18 protein-coding genes are annotated in these 16,935 nt (G+C 33.7%); 14 read left to right on the forward strand and 4 right to left on the reverse strand.

All coding sequences use genetic code 11. From position 1 onward, the window contains the following. The first annotated feature begins 162 nt into the window (after positions 1-162). A complete protein-coding gene (locus tag BUE10_RS03225; protein WP_073482286.1) occupies positions 163-765 on the forward strand; it encodes a hypothetical protein in 603 nt (200 codons plus the stop codon). A 140-nt stretch (positions 766-905) separates the two neighbouring features. Here the strand turns inward: BUE10_RS03225 and BUE10_RS03230 are convergent, their stop codons facing one another. Both BUE10_RS03230 and dnaK read right to left on the reverse strand, forming a co-directional pair. After that, complete coding sequence (locus BUE10_RS03230) at positions 906-1,469, reverse strand: DUF6252 domain-containing protein (protein WP_073482287.1); 564 nt, start codon at positions 1,467-1,469, stop codon at positions 906-908. A 228-nt stretch (positions 1,470-1,697) separates the two neighbouring features. Then, the gene (gene dnaK, locus BUE10_RS03235; protein ID WP_073482289.1) at positions 1,698-3,581 is read right to left on the reverse strand and encodes a molecular chaperone DnaK; all 1,884 of its coding nucleotides are present in this window, start codon (positions 3,579-3,581) and stop codon (positions 1,698-1,700) included. Between the two features lie 360 nt (positions 3,582-3,941). Between dnaK and BUE10_RS03240 the strand changes: the two genes are divergently transcribed. The 13 genes from BUE10_RS03240 (at position 3,942) to BUE10_RS03300 (ending at position 14,884) form a co-directional block, all read left to right on the forward strand. After that, the gene (locus BUE10_RS03240) at positions 3,942-5,231 is read left to right on the forward strand and encodes a Na+/H+ antiporter (protein ID WP_073482291.1); all 1,290 of its coding nucleotides are present in this window, start codon (positions 3,942-3,944) and stop codon (positions 5,229-5,231) included. Between the two features lie 74 nt (positions 5,232-5,305). Beyond that, positions 5,306-6,007: an outer membrane beta-barrel protein gene (locus BUE10_RS03245; RefSeq protein WP_073482293.1), complete on the forward strand. Its 702-nt coding sequence runs from the start codon at positions 5,306-5,308 to the stop codon at positions 6,005-6,007. Between the two features lie 20 nt (positions 6,008-6,027). Continuing rightward, complete coding sequence (locus BUE10_RS03250) at positions 6,028-7,047, forward strand: saccharopine dehydrogenase family protein (RefSeq protein WP_073482295.1); 1,020 nt, start codon at positions 6,028-6,030, stop codon at positions 7,045-7,047. A 148-nt stretch (positions 7,048-7,195) separates the two neighbouring features. Further along, entirely contained in the window at positions 7,196-7,648 is a 453-nt protein-coding gene (locus BUE10_RS03255) for a carboxymuconolactone decarboxylase family protein (RefSeq protein ID WP_073482297.1), read from the forward strand. 47 nt (positions 7,649-7,695) lie between these two features. Continuing rightward, positions 7,696-8,046, forward strand: a complete 351-nt coding sequence (locus tag BUE10_RS03260) for a YciI family protein (RefSeq protein ID WP_073482299.1) — start codon at positions 7,696-7,698, stop codon at positions 8,044-8,046. A 42-nt stretch (positions 8,047-8,088) separates the two neighbouring features. Then, positions 8,089-9,321, forward strand: a complete 1,233-nt coding sequence (locus BUE10_RS03265) for an RNA polymerase sigma factor (protein ID WP_073482301.1) — start codon at positions 8,089-8,091, stop codon at positions 9,319-9,321. A 125-nt stretch (positions 9,322-9,446) separates the two neighbouring features. Then, entirely contained in the window at positions 9,447-9,884 is a 438-nt protein-coding gene (locus tag BUE10_RS03270; RefSeq protein ID WP_053473514.1) for an acyl-CoA thioesterase, read from the forward strand. Positions 9,885-9,896: 12 nt separating this feature from the next. Next, positions 9,897-10,313: a hypothetical protein gene (locus tag BUE10_RS03275; protein ID WP_073482303.1), complete on the forward strand. Its 417-nt coding sequence runs from the start codon at positions 9,897-9,899 to the stop codon at positions 10,311-10,313. Between the two features lie 19 nt (positions 10,314-10,332). Continuing rightward, on the forward strand, positions 10,333-11,169 hold the full coding sequence (locus BUE10_RS03280; RefSeq protein WP_073482305.1) for a mechanosensitive ion channel family protein: 837 nt from the start codon (positions 10,333-10,335) through the stop codon (positions 11,167-11,169). A gap of 248 nt (positions 11,170-11,417) precedes the next feature. Next, positions 11,418-11,807: a DUF1398 domain-containing protein gene (locus BUE10_RS03285; RefSeq protein WP_073482307.1), complete on the forward strand. Its 390-nt coding sequence runs from the start codon at positions 11,418-11,420 to the stop codon at positions 11,805-11,807. Between the two features lie 13 nt (positions 11,808-11,820). After that, positions 11,821-12,672, forward strand: a complete 852-nt coding sequence (locus BUE10_RS03290; RefSeq protein ID WP_083597945.1) for a ThuA domain-containing protein — start codon at positions 11,821-11,823, stop codon at positions 12,670-12,672. A gap of 10 nt (positions 12,673-12,682) precedes the next feature. Then, positions 12,683-13,534, forward strand: coding sequence for a sulfurtransferase (locus tag BUE10_RS03295; protein WP_073482308.1), 852 nt, complete (start codon positions 12,683-12,685; stop codon positions 13,532-13,534). Positions 13,535-13,642: 108 nt separating this feature from the next. Then, entirely contained in the window at positions 13,643-14,884 is a 1,242-nt protein-coding gene (locus BUE10_RS03300; RefSeq protein WP_073482310.1) for an ATP-binding cassette domain-containing protein, read from the forward strand. Positions 14,885-15,062: 178 nt separating this feature from the next. Here BUE10_RS03300 and BUE10_RS03305 read toward each other — a convergent pair whose 3' ends face one another. Both BUE10_RS03305 and BUE10_RS03310 read right to left on the reverse strand, forming a co-directional pair. Beyond that, positions 15,063-16,109, reverse strand: coding sequence for an RluA family pseudouridine synthase (locus BUE10_RS03305; protein ID WP_073482312.1), 1,047 nt, complete (start codon positions 16,107-16,109; stop codon positions 15,063-15,065). Further along, a complete protein-coding gene (locus BUE10_RS03310) occupies positions 16,099-16,719 on the reverse strand; it encodes a PASTA domain-containing protein (protein WP_056206039.1) in 621 nt (206 codons plus the stop codon). The genes BUE10_RS03305 and BUE10_RS03310 overlap by 11 nt, the downstream gene beginning before the upstream one ends. Positions 16,720-16,935: the final 216 nt, after the last annotated feature.

Here is a 16,935-nt window from a genome sequence, read left to right on the forward strand (position 1 = left end):
AAATTTACAATAGTAATATTACGAAAAAGAATCCGAACAGGAAATGACAATTATCATTTTGTAAAAAACCAGAACAATTAAAAATATAGTATTTTTACTACTTTTTTACAGTTAAACCCGACAGGTTTTAAAAACCTGTCGGGTTTCTAACCGATAACATATATGCATAAGATTGAAAATCTGGAATCTGGAAAATATTATCATATTTACAACCGTGGAATTAACAGCGAAAATATATTTAAAGAAAATAGAAATTATGAATATTTTTTAATGCTTTATGCCAAACATATTGATCCAATTGCAGAAACATTTTCTTGGTGTTTATTAAAAAATCATTTTCACTTGTTAGTAAAAATTAAAACTTTTGAAGAAATTCTAAAAAATCAAAACGAATACGAAATCAAAAAAATAATTCCTCCACATCAATCCTTTGGAAATTTATTTAATGCTTACACAAAAGCAATCAATAAAGGTTATAATAGACACGGTGCTTTATTTGAAAGGCCTTTTAAAAGAAAATTAATTGATAATGAGACCTATTTACGTTCTGTTATAAAATACATTCATTACAATCCTGTAAATCATGGATTTTGTGAACATCCAATAGAATATCCCTGGAGTTCTTACCTGACTTGTGTTTCTGAAAAACCAACTAAATTAAAACGTGAGAAAGTAATTTCTTTATTTGAAAATGTAGATAACTTAAAAATTTCTCATAATCAAAAAGAAAAATTTTCTTCATTAGAAGAGTTTCTCAATTTATAACACAGTATTCCCAAATCGTAACCGTAAAGCAAACCCGACAGGTTTTTAAAACCTGTCGGGTTTAAAATACGCGTAAAACATAAGCCCATAAAAAAACCGAGTCATTTCTAACTCGGTTTGATATAAATTTTAGATGTTATTTATTGTTTGTAAACAGTATATGACAAATTAGTAAACACTCCATTTTTTACTTCAAAAACTTCAGGAGTTACAATTTTAGTTTGTAACACACCTCCTTTTACAGCTTTAAAACTAAATGTTCCTGAAACTGTCTTTTTGTTTGGATCCATTGCGGTAATTGTTATTTTTCCAGAAACAGGAATATGTTCTGTATAGGTATTTCCGTCAATTAAATAAGAATTAATAAATAATGCATCACTAACCTGTAATTTTTTATCTTCTTCGTCTGTCTCTTCGTAAAAATTATATTCTTTTAATGGCATTGCATCCTCAGTAGTAGTAGCGTTTTCACAGGCAAGCATAAGCATTTTAGAATCGTCCTGAATGTTTATATCAAAACGCTGGTTCATTCCTGGTACTTTAATTAAAGTCACACTATTTATTTTTGTAGGTTTCCAGTCTGCTCCATTTATAACGGCAGAAACTGAGTTTTCATTGTCAACAGCATTATCATCATTGTCACTGCTGCATCCGGTAAATAGAATAGTCAGGAAGATAAACCCGAGGCTTAAGATTTTTTTCATGGTATTTTTTGTTTTAGGTTATTTTTCCCAAAACTAAGCTAAAAACAAATAATTAAATTGAGGGAAACCTCATTTTGCGAAGTTTTTTTCAATTAAATCAGCTTTAATTTCCTTACTACTGAAACACAACAATTAAAAAAATATAGACACAAAAAAACCGAGCCATTTCTGACTCGGTTTTTATATTCAATTGTAGAGACGCACCGCAGTGCGTCTTTACGTAGTAAATTATTTTACTTCTTCGAATTCAACGTCTTCAACATTGTCTCCAGATTGCTCTTGTTGTGGAGCAGCTTGCTGACCTTGGTCACCACCTTGAGCGTACATTGCTTCTGTAGCTGTTTTCCAAGCTGCATTTACATTGTCTAATCCTTTTTGGATTGCCTCAAGATCTTGAGATTGGTGAGCAAATCTTAATTCAGTTAAAGCAAATTCAATAGCTGTTTTTTGATCGTCTGTTAATTTATCTCCCAATTCTTTCAATTGACTTTCAGTTTGGAAAATAGTACTATCAGCTTCGTTCAATTTCTCAGCTCTTTCTTTTGCAATTCTGTCAGCATCAGCATTAGCTTCAGCATCTTTTTTCATTTTTTCGATTTCTTCAGCTGTTAATCCAGAAGAAGCCTCGATACGGATATCGTGAGATTTTCCAGTTCCTTTATCAGTTGCAGAAACTTTGATGATACCATTAGCATCGATATCGAAAGTAACTTCGATTTGAGGAACTCCTCTTGGTGCTGGCGGGATACCATCTAAGTGGAAACGACCAATAGTTTTGTTATCAACTGCCATAGCTCTTTCTCCTTGTAATACGTGGATTTCAACAGATGGTTGAGAATCAGCAGCAGTAGAGAATACTTGAGATTTTTTAGTTGGAATAGTTGTGTTAGACTCAATTAATTTAGTCAATACACCACCCATAGTTTCGATACCTAAAGAAAGAGGCGTTACGTCAAGTAACAATACATCTTTTACATCTCCAGATAAAACTCCACCTTGAATAGCAGCTCCAATAGCAACAACCTCATCAGGGTTAACACCTTTAGATGCTTTTTTACCGAAGAATTTTTCAACTTCGTCAGCAATTCTTGGCATACGAGTAGAACCTCCAACAAGAATAACTTCGTCGATATCAGATGTAGATAAACCTGCATCTTTTAATGCTTTAGCAACTGGCTCCATAGAACGTTTTACTAAAGTATCAGATAATTGCTCAAATTTAGCTCTAGATAATTTTTTCACTAAGTGTTTTGGTCCAGAAGCAGTAGCAGTTACGTATGGTAAGTTGATTTCTGTTTCAGCAGAAGATGATAATTCAATCTTAGCTTTCTCAGCAGCTTCTTTTAAACGTTGTAATGACATTGGATCTAAACGTAAATCAATACCTTCTTCAGATTTGAATTCGTCAGCTAACCAGTCAATAATAACTTGGTCAAAATCATCACCACCTAAGTGAGTATCACCATTTGTAGATAATACTTCAAATACACCGTCACCTAATTCAAGAACAGAGATATCAAAAGTACCTCCACCTAAATCGTAAACAGCAATTTTTTGATCAGTTCCTTTTTTATCTAATCCGTAAGCAAGTGCAGCAGCAGTTGGCTCGTTGATGATACGCATAACTTTAAGACCAGCAATTTCACCAGCTTCTTTAGTAGCTTGACGTTGTGCATCGTTAAAGTAAGCAGGAACAGTAATAACTGCTTCAGTTACAGTTTGACCTAAATAGTCTTCAGCAGTTTTTTTCATTTTTTGAAGTGTCATTGCAGACAATTCTTGAGCAGTGTATAAACGACCGTCAATATCCACACGTGGCGTATTGTTGTCACCTTTTACAACACTGTAAGGAACTCTTTTTGCCTCTTCTTGAGTTTCAGCAAAAGTGTGTCCCATAAAACGTTTAATAGAAGCAATCGTTTTTGTAGGATTCGTTACTGCTTGTCTTTTTGCAGGATCACCTACTTTAATCTCTCCACCTTCAACAAAAGCGATGATAGATGGTGTAGTTCTTTTTCCTTCTGCGTTAGGGATAACAACTGCTTCGTTACCTTCCATTACAGAAACACAAGAGTTCGTCGTACCTAAGTCAATTCCGATTATTTTACCCATTTTTTATATATTTAATTTTGATTTATTTTTTATAACTCAGGTGGCATAAGTCAATCTTTGTGCCAAGATAAAAAACCAAAGTAAATTGTCAGTTTTAATATTGGCACAACAATAATCATCTGACAACATGACATTTTTCAAGACTGACAACCATGGCATAAGCCTATAAATATGTCATAATTAAGGAGCTTATTCCCGCTATCCGCTATATCTTTTTATGATGAACCCCATCATAAAAGGATGCCGCTTCTATCGGGGCTAGGGCATTAGTTTTCAGAAGAACTTTTTGTCTTTCTCCAATCAGAATAATTTTTAATTAAATATTGAATTAAGTACATTAGCTTTTTCTAAATCCAAAAAATGGAAAATTACAGCATTATTATATTTATACTTGCCATCGTTATAGGACTATCTGCCTTTGCTGATAAAGCAAAACTTCCCTACCCTATTCTTCTAGTAATTGTTGGGATCGCCATTGGCTTTATCCCAACCATGACCGAAATCCAGATTAATCCCGAGATTATCTTTTTGATATTTCTACCGCCATTATTATATGATGCTTCTTTTAATATTTCTCCAAAAGATTTCAAAACCAATCTCAATACCATAAGTACGCTGGCGATAACTTTAGTTTTTCTTACCACTTTTTGGATTGCCGTTGTCGCTCATTATATGATCCCGAATATAACCTGGCCGCTGGCATTTGTACTTGGCGCCATACTTTCTGCAACCGATGCCGTTGCCGCTGTAAGCATCACAAAAGGACTCGGAATATCTCATAAAACCATTACCATTCTTGAAGGCGAAAGTTTAATAAACGATGCTTCTGCACTTGTTGCCTATCGTTTTGCCGTTGCCGCCGTAATGGGATCTGCTTTTGTAATCTGGAAAGCAACGCTGCAGTTTATATTTTTATTAGGAGGCGGTTTTCTGGTAGGAATGGTGATTGCAAAAATTCTTGCTTTTATATTAAGTAAAGTACATAAAAACACCAATGTTACCATTAGTTTTATGCTGTTAATGCCTTTTGTAGCCTACTTAGTAGCAGAACAATTTCATGTTTCAGGCGTAATCGCAGTAGTAGTTTCCGGATTAGCAATTGCCCGTTTCAGCAAAAAAATATTCCCAGAAAACTTAAAAAACAGTTCCCGAAGCCTTTGGGACATTATTATCTTTCTATTAAACGGATTAATCTTTATTTTAATTGGGCTTAATTTCAGGTATCTATTAAAAGATATTGATAACCATATGATTCTGCCTTATATTGGTTACGCTTTTATCATTACAATTGTAGCTTTATTAATTAGGATGGTTAGGGTATTTCTTCAAAAAATAAATCTTCAAAAAACCTTTAAAAAGAATCGCGGCGGAAAAAGAAAAGTTAGTGAAGACGCTCTTTTAGACTTTAACAATAGTATAATTTTAGGCTGGTCTGGAATGCGCGGTATTGTATCTCTTGCCATTGCCATTGGACTTCCAAAATTCCTTGAAGACGGCAGTCCATTTCCCGAAAGAAATACAATCATTTTTATTTCTGTTGCTGTTGTACTTTTTACGCTTATCGGACAGGGACTTACGCTCCCGTGGATCGTTAAACGATTAAATGCTAAAAGCGAAAAAGAACAAAAATTAGAAGAAAATTTAAAATAAAAATAAAATACCGCTTCAAAATACAATACTATTTTACCTACATTAGCTTCATTAACTTTAACCAAAAACTTCTAATGAAAAAAGTAGTATTACTTGCGATTGCCTTTGTTTTCTTTTCAAATTCTTACGCTCAAAAAACCGAATTAAGGGTTTCTCTGGATTCAGGACTTTCTGCTTTTAGCGGACAAAGTGCCGAATCATCTTCATATATGTCTTTTTCTAGTTTTACCGGTTCTGGATATACCAATAATCCTTATGGATCAAAAAATGCGTTCTCTTACGGAGTTTCTGTAAATCTAAAAAGAGTAACTAAAGTTAATTTTATATACGGTATAGGAGTTGGTTATGAAGATCTGCGAAGTAAAACTTCTTTAACAACTGTATTCAATGATGGTTCTAATCCCATACCGGTTTCTGGTGAAACTTTTATGAATGTTAACTCAATCAATGTAAACCCATTTACAGGATATCGTTTTAATGCAGACAAATTTCCTATTGATTTAGCCGCAGGTTTTGATGTTGCAAATATTTTAAGTACCAAAGAAAAAGGAGACGCTGCTGATGCTTCTGGAAATAAATATACTACGTCTAGAGACAGAAAAACTATAAGTACAGATTTCCGCCCTAGAATTCAAATCTCAACAGATTATAAAAAATTTGGTGTTTATCTGGGCTATTCTTTCGGATTAAGAAATTATCTAGACGGGTATGTTGGCGGAACAAACGAAGCTTACTCAAAAATTATCAGATTTGGAGTAACATATCAAGTACTATAAAAAACTAAAGACTTTAGAACATGAAAAATAGCATTGCAATTTATGGCGCTTACGGACACACAGGAAAATTTATTGTCGCTGAACTTTCCAGAAAAGGATACGAATTAATTCTTTCGGGAAGAGATGAATACAAACTGCAGCAATTGAAAAGTCAATATCCAAATTCGACAATAAAAGCTGCAGATATTAATGACGCAGCAAGTTTAGACAATGCTTTTTCTGGATCGGAAATTATTATAAACTGTGCAGGTCCATTTTTAGATACTGCAGAACCTATTATTCAATCGGCTTTAAGATTAGGAATTCATTATATTGATTTGAGTGCCGAGCAAAAAGCCGTTTTAGATGTATTTGAAAATTATTCTGAAAAAGCCAAAGGCAAAATTTTAATAATTCCTGCCGTTGCATTCTATGGCGGTTTAGGCGATTTATTGAGTACTTCAGTAACGCACGACTGGGACAAAATTGACGAAATAAATATCTACATTGGTCTTGATTCCTGGTATCCCACAAAAGGAACCAGATTAACGGGCGACAGAAATCATTATACCAGATTAACATTAAAGAATAATCAATTACAAGAACTGGAGCCAAGTGTTCCAATTGACTGGAATTTTCAAAATCCAATTGGAATTAAACAAGTTGTAAGTCTTCCTCTTTCAGAAATTATTACCATTTCACGTCATTTAAATGTAAATACAATCAATACTTATTTGAGTCAAAATTCTTTAGACGATCTTAGAAATAAAGACACTCCAGAACCCGAACCTACTGATGAAAAGAACAGATCATCGCAGCATTTCTCTTTAGAAGTTGTTGCCACAAAAGATACTCTCAAAAGAACAATTACAGCACAAGGACAAGATATTTATGCCGTAACTTCACCTTTAGTTGTAGAAACTGTAAACAGAATACTATCTGGAAAAACAGCAAAAACTGGTGTTACCGTTATTGGAGAAATTTTTGACGCAGCTGATTTTTTAAAGTCTTTAAATGAAGATGACATAACCATTTCGGCTATAGAAGAATCTCGTTTATAATTTTTTATTTAAAAAAAATCGTTCGTAAAGTCCTGTAAATACAGGAGTTTTTAATTATTTTCAAATTTATTTCAAAAAAAATAAAATATTTTGTCCAATTCCAGAAGTTCGATTGTTATTAGGGTATAACATTAAAACTTTATACAAAATGGAAACAAGAATTAACATTCACGAAAAAGGACAAGACGCTTTAAAAACACTTTACGGAATTGGCGGCTATTTAAAAAAATCAACTTTAGAATCAGCTCTTTTAGAATTAGTTTTATTTAGAGTTTCACAAATCAACAGCTGTGCCTATTGCTTAGATATGCATTATAAAGATGCACGCCATAAAGGCGAAACCGAACAAAGATTATACGGATTAAGTGCATGGAGAGAAACCTCATATTACACAAATCGTGAAAGAGCTGCTTTTGCCTGGGCCGAAGCTCTAACAAAATGCGACGTAACAGATTCTGTTTATAAAGAAGCAGCAAGCGAATTTAACGAAAAGGAATTAATCGATTTAACTTTGGCAATTACAAATATTAACACCTGGAACCGTATCAACCTAGCATTTCCTAACGAGCCGGGAACTTACAAAGTTGGACAATTCGGTTAATCAAAATAATTATCACATTAAAACACTGACATTAAAAAAATAATATCATGAACGAATTTGTATTAATATTCAGAAGAGATTATATCACTAAAGAAACGCAGCCATCTCCGCAGGAATTGCAGGATTCACTTAAGCTTTGGCAGGATTGGCTGGGCGGAATTGCTGCTCAGGACAAGCTGGCAAAACCATTACAACGCTGGGATGGTGAAGGCAAAATTGTTAAATCGAACAAAAGTGTAATTAACGGACCTTATGCTGAAATTAAAGAAGCAATTGGAGGTTTGATTATGATAAAAGCGGCAGATTATGATGAAGCTGTAAGCATTGCAAACGGATGTCCTATTTTAGAATTAGGCGGAAATGTTGAAATTAGAATGGCCGTAACTGGAACATATTAATCAAAAAAATAATTTCTTATTTTTTAAAAGGAATTTTATAAAATGGAAGAAAGTCAGCTTTTACCCAATTTATTTAGAACAGAGTACCGAAAAATAGTTTCGGTACTCTGTTATTTATTTGGAATTGAAAATATCGAAATCGCCGAAGATATTACCAGCGATACATTTCTTGCCGCAACAGAATTATGGAGCGTAAAAGGAATTCCGGAAAACCCAACTGCATGGCTTTATACCGTTGCAAAAAACAAAACAAAAAATTACTTAAAACGCGATACGCTCTTCGATCAAAAAATTGCTGTCGAAGTAAAACACAATGCCAATAAAGCTGAAGAAATTGAAATTGATTTATCCAATAAAAATATTTTCGACAGTCAATTAGCCATGATTTTTACGGTTTGTGACCCCATAAATTCTGCCGAAGCACAAATTGCATTGGCACTAAATCTGTTATGCGGATTTGGAATTCAGGAAATTGCAGATGGATTTTTAACCAATAAAGAAGTCATTTACAAAAGAATTAACCGTGCTAAAGAAAAACTAAAAGAAGCCAATGTAAAAATTGAGCAGCCCAGCAATTCTGAAATAAACAACAGACTCGAAAATGTCTTAACAACGCTGTATTTATTATTTTCAGAAGGTTATTATTCAACTTCTCAAAATACAATTTTACGAAAAGACGTTTGTGCCGAAGCTATGCGTTTAACCTTTTTATTAATCGAAAATCCCGCAACAAACCTGCCGCCCGTAAATGCATTGCTTTCCTTAATGTGTTTTCATTCTTCAAGATTTGATGCCAGAACAAACAGCGACGGAGAAACGATTTTATATCAAAATCAGGATGAAACACTCTGGAACCAGGAACTTATTGATAGAGGCGCTTATTTTCTTGGCAAGGCATCAACCGGAAACATACTTACGAAATACCATCTCGAAGCCGGAATTGCCTATTGGCACACACAAAAAGAAGATTCTGCCCAGAAATGGAAAAATATATTACAGCTTTACAACCAATTATTAATTCTCGAATATTCGCCAATTGCGGCGCTCAACCGCACATTTGCTTTAGCCAAAACAAACGGAAAACAAACTGCCATAATTGAAGCAGAAAAATTAAACCTAAGTAACAATCATTTTTATTACTCTTTATTAGGAAACTTATATACTGATATTGACAATAAAAAAGCGCTCGAACATTTCGAAAAAGCTTTACAGCTTGCTAGTTCCGTTTCTAATAAAAACATCATTAAACAAAACATCGACATACTGAAAATATAGTTCAATCCTCAATTTACTTTCTCAGTTCCATTCAGTTTTTATTTGTAATTTAGATTTCTTAAAATGTATGTTCAAAAATAATTTTAGAACAGCATTTAGAAAATTATTAAAATACAAATACAAAAATGGCTTCATTTATTAAGGAAATCTCTTTTCGCTGGTCAGATCTTGACCCAAATTTTCACGTTCGTCATAGTGCTTATTACGATTTTGGTGCACAACATCGTATCGAAATTCTCGAAGAACTCGGTTTGACATTACGAGTAATGCAAACACAGGGTTTTGGTCCCGTTTTATTTAGGGAAGAATGTGTTTTTAGAAAAGAATTAAAACTTTCAGACAAAATTTTTATTCATACCAAAACATCAAAAATGAAAGCCGATGCCTCCCGCTGGTCAATCATTCACGAGTTTAGACGAGAAGATGATACACTTTGCGCAACCATTACAGTCGACGGTGCGTGGATGGATACCAAACTTAGAAAACTGGCTTCTCCAACTCCCGAAATTGCAATTCAGGCATTAAGTATTTTCCCGAAAAGTGATGATTTTGTTGGATTGTAAAACACAAAACAAATGAAATATTCTATAGCGTTTTTAATTTTTCTATCCGTTTTTACAAGCTGTGAATCGCATAAATCCAAAAAGGAAAACACAACTTCAGAGTCCCTAAAATCTCCAAAAGAAACTGTTACAGCCTATTTAGCTGCAACAAACCATTTTGATTTTAAAACCGCAAAAGAATTCGTGATTCCTAATAAGGGTAATTTTATGAATTTAGAAACCCTTGAAAAAATGGAAAAAAGCATTCCAGATGATCAAAAATCCAGATTTATAAATAAAGAAAAAGACGCTCAATATTTCGAAAAAGAAATTACAGATTCGACTGCCCGGATAATTCTCTCTCCAAATCAGGATATTGCTATGCCAATAGAATTTAATCTGAAAAAAGTAAACGAAAAATGGTTAATCGAATCTGTAATTTCACATTAATACAAAAATTCTCAAAGCTATGATCGATTACTTAAAAGACTTTAGAATAGGAATTTTTATTGCTGTTATAGCCATTACAACAATAGTATTGGGTGCTGTAACAGATAAAGTACTTCGCTATTTTTTATATCGAAAATTAAGTGATAAAGAATACGATGCAACCGGTTTTAAGTTTCTAAAACATTTAATTATAACCGTAATTTATATTCTGGGATTTGCTTTTGCTTTAATTCAAATTCCCGAATTTAAAATAATCGGACATTCCTTTTTAGCTGGCGCCGGTGTTATTTCAATCGTTGCCGGTTTAGCTTCGCAGCAGGCTTTGAGCAATATTGTCAGCGGGATATTTCTGGTGATATTTAAACCTTTTAGAATCAACGATAAAATTACCATAAACAATTTTGTTGGCACAGTTGAAGACATTAATTTGAGACAAGTTGTTTTAAAAGATGCCGAAAACAACAGAATTATAATTCCAAATTCCGTTATCAGCAATCAAATTATTGTCAATACCAATATGCACGATACCAAATGCTGTAAAATAATCGAAATAGGAATTGGTTATGAATCGAATGTCGAAAAAGCATTAGAAATAATGCAGGATGAAATCGCTAAACATCCACTTTTTATTGACACCAGAACTGCCGAAAATAAAAAACAAAAAATACCTTTGGTTGTAGCGAGAGTTGTGGCTTTAGCCGATTCGAGCGTAACATTAAAAGCATGGGCTTGGGCAAAAAACTCTACAGACGGTTTTGTAATGTATTGTGATTTACTGCAAAGCATCAAAAAACGTTTTGATAAAGCCGGGATAGACATTCCATATCCGCAAAGAGTTGTGACACTCAAAAAATAATTTACAACAACTCTTTTCTTTTTTCAGATAAATTTTAGAGCTTAATTTTTGCTTTTCAAAATGCATAGCGGTAAATTTAATCTTTCAATCTATAAAATCATTAATCGTATTTTTGAAATAATATTTTTTTTGTCCGCCACAAATTACACGAATTTTCACGAATTATTTTTTCAGCATTATGTAAATAAAAAATTCGTGAAAATTCGTGTAATTTGTGGCAGACTTCTAACTTTCTAAAATTAAATAATATGTTTACAATCGATCAAATCAAAGAAGCGCATGCTAAAGTAAAAAGCGGTGCCGATTTTCCAAATTATATACAAGACTTAATCATTCTGGGTGTAAAAGGTTACGACACTTTCGTGAATGACGGACACGTTGAATATTATGGTGTAAACAATTACACCGCAACTTCTGATGAAAAATACAATCCAATTTCGATTGCCGTAAGTGTCAATAAAGAACTTTTTATCGAGTTTTTGGTAAAACACCAGCAGGGAGAAACAGATTATCTTACTTTTTGCAGCCACGCCGGACAATGCGGAATTGCAAAATGGAGAGTTGACATTATCGAAATGACCTGCACTTATTTTGACAGTGCAGAAAACGAAATTTTAATTGAAAAAATCCCAGGTTAATCTAAAAAAATCGATGGCAAATCAAAATCTAATTTATTCGCTGACTAAAAAAGCTCTTCTACTGCTGCTTTTTTTGGCTGGTTTTGCAGGTTTTTCTCAGCATAAAAAAGAAAAATCAAAGTTTAAAGTAATTGCTTTTTACACAGCAAAAAATGATCAGGCGCATATAAGTTTTGTTCATGAAGCCAACAAATGGTTTCCAAAAGCAGCCGAAGAAAATCATTTTGTTTACGACTCTACAGATAACTGGAATAATTTAAACGCAAAATTTTTAGCCAATTATCAGGTTGTTTTGTTTTTAGACACAAGACCCGAAACTCAAGAACAGCGAGAAGCATTCCAAAAATATATCGAAAACGGCGGTGGTTTCATGGGATTTCATTTTTCGGCGTTTGCTTTAAACAATTCAAGTTATCCGCAAAACTGGGATTGGTATCATAATACGTTTTTAGGTTCAGGCGAATATGGAAGCAATACATGGCGTCCGACATCGGCAGTTTTAAGAGTTGAAAACCAGCATGCCGTAACTAAAAACCTTCCTAAAACTTTCACATCTGCACCAAACGAATGGTACAAATGGAGCAACGATCTTAGAAAAAATCCGGATATAAAAATTCTTCTCACAATTGACGAAAGCAGTTTTCCGTTAGGAACCGGACCAAAAGCACATGAAATTTGGCATGAAGGTTATTATCCTGTAGTCTGGACCAATAAAAATTATAAAATGCTTTATGTGAACATGGGACATAATGATATTGATTACGAAGGCGGAACCAATAAAACGCTTTCGTATACTTTTGAAAATAAAACCGAAAGCAAATTCATTCTTGATGCATTACTTTGGTTAGGAACTTCTAAAAAATAAATTCATTAAAATGTCTAAACTTTCTCCCATTATAAACGCTGAAGAATTATTAAAAATTAATTCCTCAGAAATCATTTTAATCGATGCCAGAGCAGGAATTAATGCCGAAGAAAATTTCAAGGCAGAGCATTTAAAAGGCGCTCGTTATGTTGATTTAAACAAAGATTTAGCAACAGTCGACTGCAATCCGAAAAATGGCGGAAGACATCCTCTGCCTTCTTTTTTAAAGTTTTCTGAAGTACTCTCAAAACTCGGAATTTCTCCTTCCTCTCATGTTGTAATTTATGACGATAAAAATGGCTCAAATGCCGCCGCAAGATTTTGGTGGATGCTAAAAGCTGTAAAACATGAAAAAGTTCAGGTTTTAAACGGAGGTATACAAGAAGTTGTAAAAACCGGTTTTCCTGTTAGTTCAGAAATCGAAAGTTTCAAACCAACAGAAAATTATCCGATTTCTAAATGGAATTTAAAAATTGCCGATATTGATGAAGTCGAAAAAGCCCGAAATAACAGTGAAAACATTGTAATTGACGTAAGAGATAAAAATCGTTTTGACGGACTTACTGAACCTTTAGATTTAATTGCAGGGCATATTCCCGGAGCTATAAATGTTCCGTTTAGTGAAAATCTGGACGAAAACGGTCTTTTTAAATCTCCTGAAGTTTTAGCTGAAAAATATGCTGAAGTTTTAAATAATAAAACATCAGAAAATGTCATTGTACATTGCGGTTCCGGCGTTACGGCCTGTCATACTTTATTAGCTTTAGATTATGCAGGAATTGAAATTCCAAAACTTTATGTGGGTTCCTGGAGCGAATGGTCAAGAAATGACCGCGAAATGGCAACGAAAAAACCAGAATAAATTATTTTTTTTGCCACAGATTTCACAGATTAGAATGATTAATCTTTTTAATCCTTTAAATCTGTGGCAAAAAAAAACTATTAATACAATCAATATAAAAATACCACAATGCAGCATTGGGATATACTTTTATCTAATCAGGTAAATAAAAAAGCATTCATAGACAGTTTACTTAATGGAGAAGCAAAAGGAGAATTAGCCATTTTTAATACTCAAAAAGGAATTTTATTCTCAGATATTGCAATCGAAAAATTCATCGAAAAAGAATACCAATACGACAGTGTAGAAGCATCTCCAGAATCACACAGACAATTACGCACCTTTTCATCAGGCGAACGTAAAAAAGAGTTTTTAAAATACTGCATCAAACAAAAACCGGATTTCATCATTTTCGATAATCCGTTTGATCATTTAGATCAGGCTTCAAGAGTTATCTTGTCCGATTCTTTAAAAGATTTGACTAATGAAATTGCTATTATCCAGCTCTTAAATCGTGTGGTTGATGTTCTTGAATTTGTTCCGAATAAAGCACAGATTAACGACAATACATTTGAATTACATCCAATTTCAAAAACCGAAAATCATTTTAAAACATTAAATACATCGGCGATTCCAAAAGCAATTGAGCCGCATTCCTTCCACGAAAGTGTATTAATAAAACTGGAAAATGTTTCGGTTAGTTATGACGAAAGAAAAATTCTCGACAATATTTCATGGATGATAAAACAAGGCGAATTCTGGCAGTTAATTGGTCCTAATGGTTCCGGAAAAAGCACGATTTTATCTTTAATTACAGGCGATAATCCAAAAGGATTTGGTCAGGATTTATATTTATTTGGAAGAAAAAAAGGAAGCGGTGAAAGTGTTTGGGACATCAAAAAACAAATCGGAATCTTCACAACTTCCATGACCGATTTATTTCAAAAAGGGCACACTCTTGAAGAAATGATTCTTTCTGGATTTTTCGATTCAATCGGACTTTATATTGAGCCAACAACGCATCAAAAACAAATTGTTTCGCAATGGCTTGAAGTTATAGAAATGACGCATTTAAGAAAAAAACGTTTTATTGATCTTTCTATCGGTCAGCAAAGAGTCGCACTAATTGTTCGTGCGGTTTTAAAACATCCGCCATTATTAATTTTAGACGAACCTGTAGAAGGTCTGGATGACGAAAATGTAGATTTGGTAATTCAGCTTATCAATACCATAAAACAAGAAACAAACGTTACGATTTTATACGTTTCACACAGAATAGAATCTGGCCTCGCTCCGACTTCTGTTTTTGAGCTTTTACCAAATCCAACAGGATCAATTGGTGAAATAAAATATCACTCAGAATTAAACTAGATTTTTTTACCATTAAGATATTAAGTTAATTAAGAGTGTTTCGCTTAATTTTCTTTTAAGAGTATTAAGCTTATTGGTACCTACGCTTAATTAACTTAATATCTTAATGGTAAAATAAAAAAAGCCCCAGTTGGAGCTTTTTCTATATTCTTTAATCTATTCTCTATTTTCTAAAAAATTAATTCTCTTCATCTTCAGTATTATGTGACTTCACATACGTACGCCACTTTTCAATACAATCCTGAAAATCCTGCGGTAACTCCGTATCAAAACGCATCATTTCGCCAGTATTTGGATGAACAAATCCAAGTGTTTTAGCATGCAGCGCCTGACGCGGCAAAGCTTTAAAACAATTCTCTATAAACTGTTTGTATTTTGTAAACGTAGTTCCTTTCAAGATCAAATGTCCGCCGTAACGTTCGTCATTAAATAACGGATGCCCGATGTGTTTCATGTGTGCACGAATTTGGTGCGTTCTTCCGGTTTCCAGTTTACAGGAAATCAAAGTAACATAACCAAAACGTTCTAAAACTTTATAATGCGTAATTGCCGGTTTACCTATTTCAGGATCAGCAAAAACGGCCATTTGCATGCGGTCTTTTAAATGTCTGGCAAGATTTCCTTCAATTGTTCCTTCTTCATTTGCAACATTTCCCCACACAAGCGCAATATATTCACGTTCTGTAGTTTTAGCTTCAAATTGTTTCGCCAAATGCGTCATTGCCGCTTCTGTTTTGGCAACAACCAAAAGTCCAGAAGTATCTTTATCAATTCTGTGTACCAAACCAGGACGCTCGCTGCTGTTCATTGGCAGATTATCAAAATGATGTGCCAAAGCATTTACCAAAGTTCCAGTGTAATTTCCGTGACCCGGATGCACTACCATTCCCGGCTCTTTATTGATTAATAAAAATGCATCATCTTCATACACAATATTAATCGGAAGATCTTCCGGCAGAATATGGTTTTCATACGGCGGATGCGACAACATAACCGTAATCACATCAAAAGGTTTTACTTTATAGTTTGATTTTACCGGAATATCATTTACAAAAATATTTCCGTCAGATGCTGCGTTCTGAATTTTGTTACGCGTAGCATTCTGAATCAAATTCAGTAAGTATTTGTCAATACGTAAAAACGCCTGACCTTTAGGGACTTCAAATCTGTAATGCTCAAATAATTCGTCTTCCAGATCTAAATTTTCTTCAATATTATTGTTCATCTTTTGGGGTTTCTGCAGGCACGGCTGTACTATCTGCTGCCTGGCTATCATCTACATAACTCGCTTTTCCGTCACCTAAAACCAAATCAATTTTAGACGCTTTCAAAACACGGTCTCCTACTTTTAAATTTCTGCCTTTTAAACGCATTTCCAAAACCATATCTTTCCCAAGATTCGGGATATAAGTAATTGTTCCCGGCTCAAGTCCTAAAGCTTTTAAAGTTGGAACCGCTTCACGATATGTTTTTTCAATTAAATCAGGAATTTTTACAGACGAAAATCCCGAAGAATTAATTTTAATATATATTTTTCTCCCTACTTTCACTTTTGTTCCCGGCAGCGGATCCTGCTCTACAACACTATATTTCGGAAATTCACTTCGGTAATCAACACTATCCAAAAGCACATAATCTAAGTCCAGCTCATCCAGTTTTTCTTCAACTTGTTCTTCAGTCAGCCTGGCTAAATTAGGAACAGCAATTTCATGTCCGTGATCAGTTGTAAAAGTCAACCAATGCATAAACAAATAAACCAAAACCGCAACAATAGCAGCCGCACTTAATACCTGCAAGAAAAACACTCGGCTAGTTAAATACTTACGTAAACTCATAAATTTATTTTTAGTTGTCGCAAAGATAAAGTATTTCATTTCAAAAAAAATGATAATTTTGTTTAAAACAATAAACTCCTCAATTAGGCAGATAACCCTAGTGAATGCTGGATGTAATTGGTACACAGATTTTACAGATCTAAACAGATTTCAAAAAAAAATTCGTGAAATTCGTGGCAAAAAACCTGAAACCTGAAACAAAGAAAACCTGAAACA

The organism is Flavobacterium sp. CF108 (assembly GCF_900129795.1).
Classification (GTDB): Bacteria; Bacteroidota; Bacteroidia; order Flavobacteriales; family Flavobacteriaceae; genus Flavobacterium.

Excerpts from the sequence above, each read along its gene's own strand:
- BUE10_RS03225 (WP_073482286.1), top strand. The coding sequence starts at position 163 with ATGCATAAGATTGAAAATCTGGAATCTGGAAAATATTATCATATTTAC.
- BUE10_RS03230 (WP_073482287.1), bottom strand. The coding sequence starts at position 1,469 with ATGAAAAAAATCTTAAGCCTCGGGTTTATCTTCCTGACTATTCTATTT.
- dnaK (WP_073482289.1), bottom strand. The coding sequence starts at position 3,581 with ATGGGTAAAATAATCGGAATTGACTTAGGTACGACGAACTCTTGTGTT.
- BUE10_RS03240 (WP_073482291.1), top strand. The coding sequence starts at position 3,942 with ATGGAAAATTACAGCATTATTATATTTATACTTGCCATCGTTATAGGA.
- BUE10_RS03245 (WP_073482293.1), top strand. The coding sequence starts at position 5,306 with ATGAAAAAAGTAGTATTACTTGCGATTGCCTTTGTTTTCTTTTCAAAT.
- BUE10_RS03250 (WP_073482295.1), top strand. The coding sequence starts at position 6,028 with ATGAAAAATAGCATTGCAATTTATGGCGCTTACGGACACACAGGAAAA.
- BUE10_RS03255 (WP_073482297.1), top strand. The coding sequence starts at position 7,196 with ATGGAAACAAGAATTAACATTCACGAAAAAGGACAAGACGCTTTAAAA.
- BUE10_RS03260 (WP_073482299.1), top strand. The coding sequence starts at position 7,696 with ATGAACGAATTTGTATTAATATTCAGAAGAGATTATATCACTAAAGAA.
- BUE10_RS03265 (WP_073482301.1), top strand. The coding sequence starts at position 8,089 with ATGGAAGAAAGTCAGCTTTTACCCAATTTATTTAGAACAGAGTACCGA.
- BUE10_RS03270 (WP_053473514.1), top strand. The coding sequence starts at position 9,447 with ATGGCTTCATTTATTAAGGAAATCTCTTTTCGCTGGTCAGATCTTGAC.
- BUE10_RS03275 (WP_073482303.1), top strand. The coding sequence starts at position 9,897 with ATGAAATATTCTATAGCGTTTTTAATTTTTCTATCCGTTTTTACAAGC.
- BUE10_RS03280 (WP_073482305.1), top strand. The coding sequence starts at position 10,333 with ATGATCGATTACTTAAAAGACTTTAGAATAGGAATTTTTATTGCTGTT.
- BUE10_RS03285 (WP_073482307.1), top strand. The coding sequence starts at position 11,418 with ATGTTTACAATCGATCAAATCAAAGAAGCGCATGCTAAAGTAAAAAGC.
- BUE10_RS03290 (WP_083597945.1), top strand. The coding sequence starts at position 11,821 with ATGGCAAATCAAAATCTAATTTATTCGCTGACTAAAAAAGCTCTTCTA.
- BUE10_RS03295 (WP_073482308.1), top strand. The coding sequence starts at position 12,683 with ATGTCTAAACTTTCTCCCATTATAAACGCTGAAGAATTATTAAAAATT.
- BUE10_RS03300 (WP_073482310.1), top strand. The coding sequence starts at position 13,643 with ATGCAGCATTGGGATATACTTTTATCTAATCAGGTAAATAAAAAAGCA.
- BUE10_RS03305 (WP_073482312.1), bottom strand. The coding sequence starts at position 16,109 with ATGAACAATAATATTGAAGAAAATTTAGATCTGGAAGACGAATTATTT.
- BUE10_RS03310 (WP_056206039.1), bottom strand. The coding sequence starts at position 16,719 with ATGAGTTTACGTAAGTATTTAACTAGCCGAGTGTTTTTCTTGCAGGTA.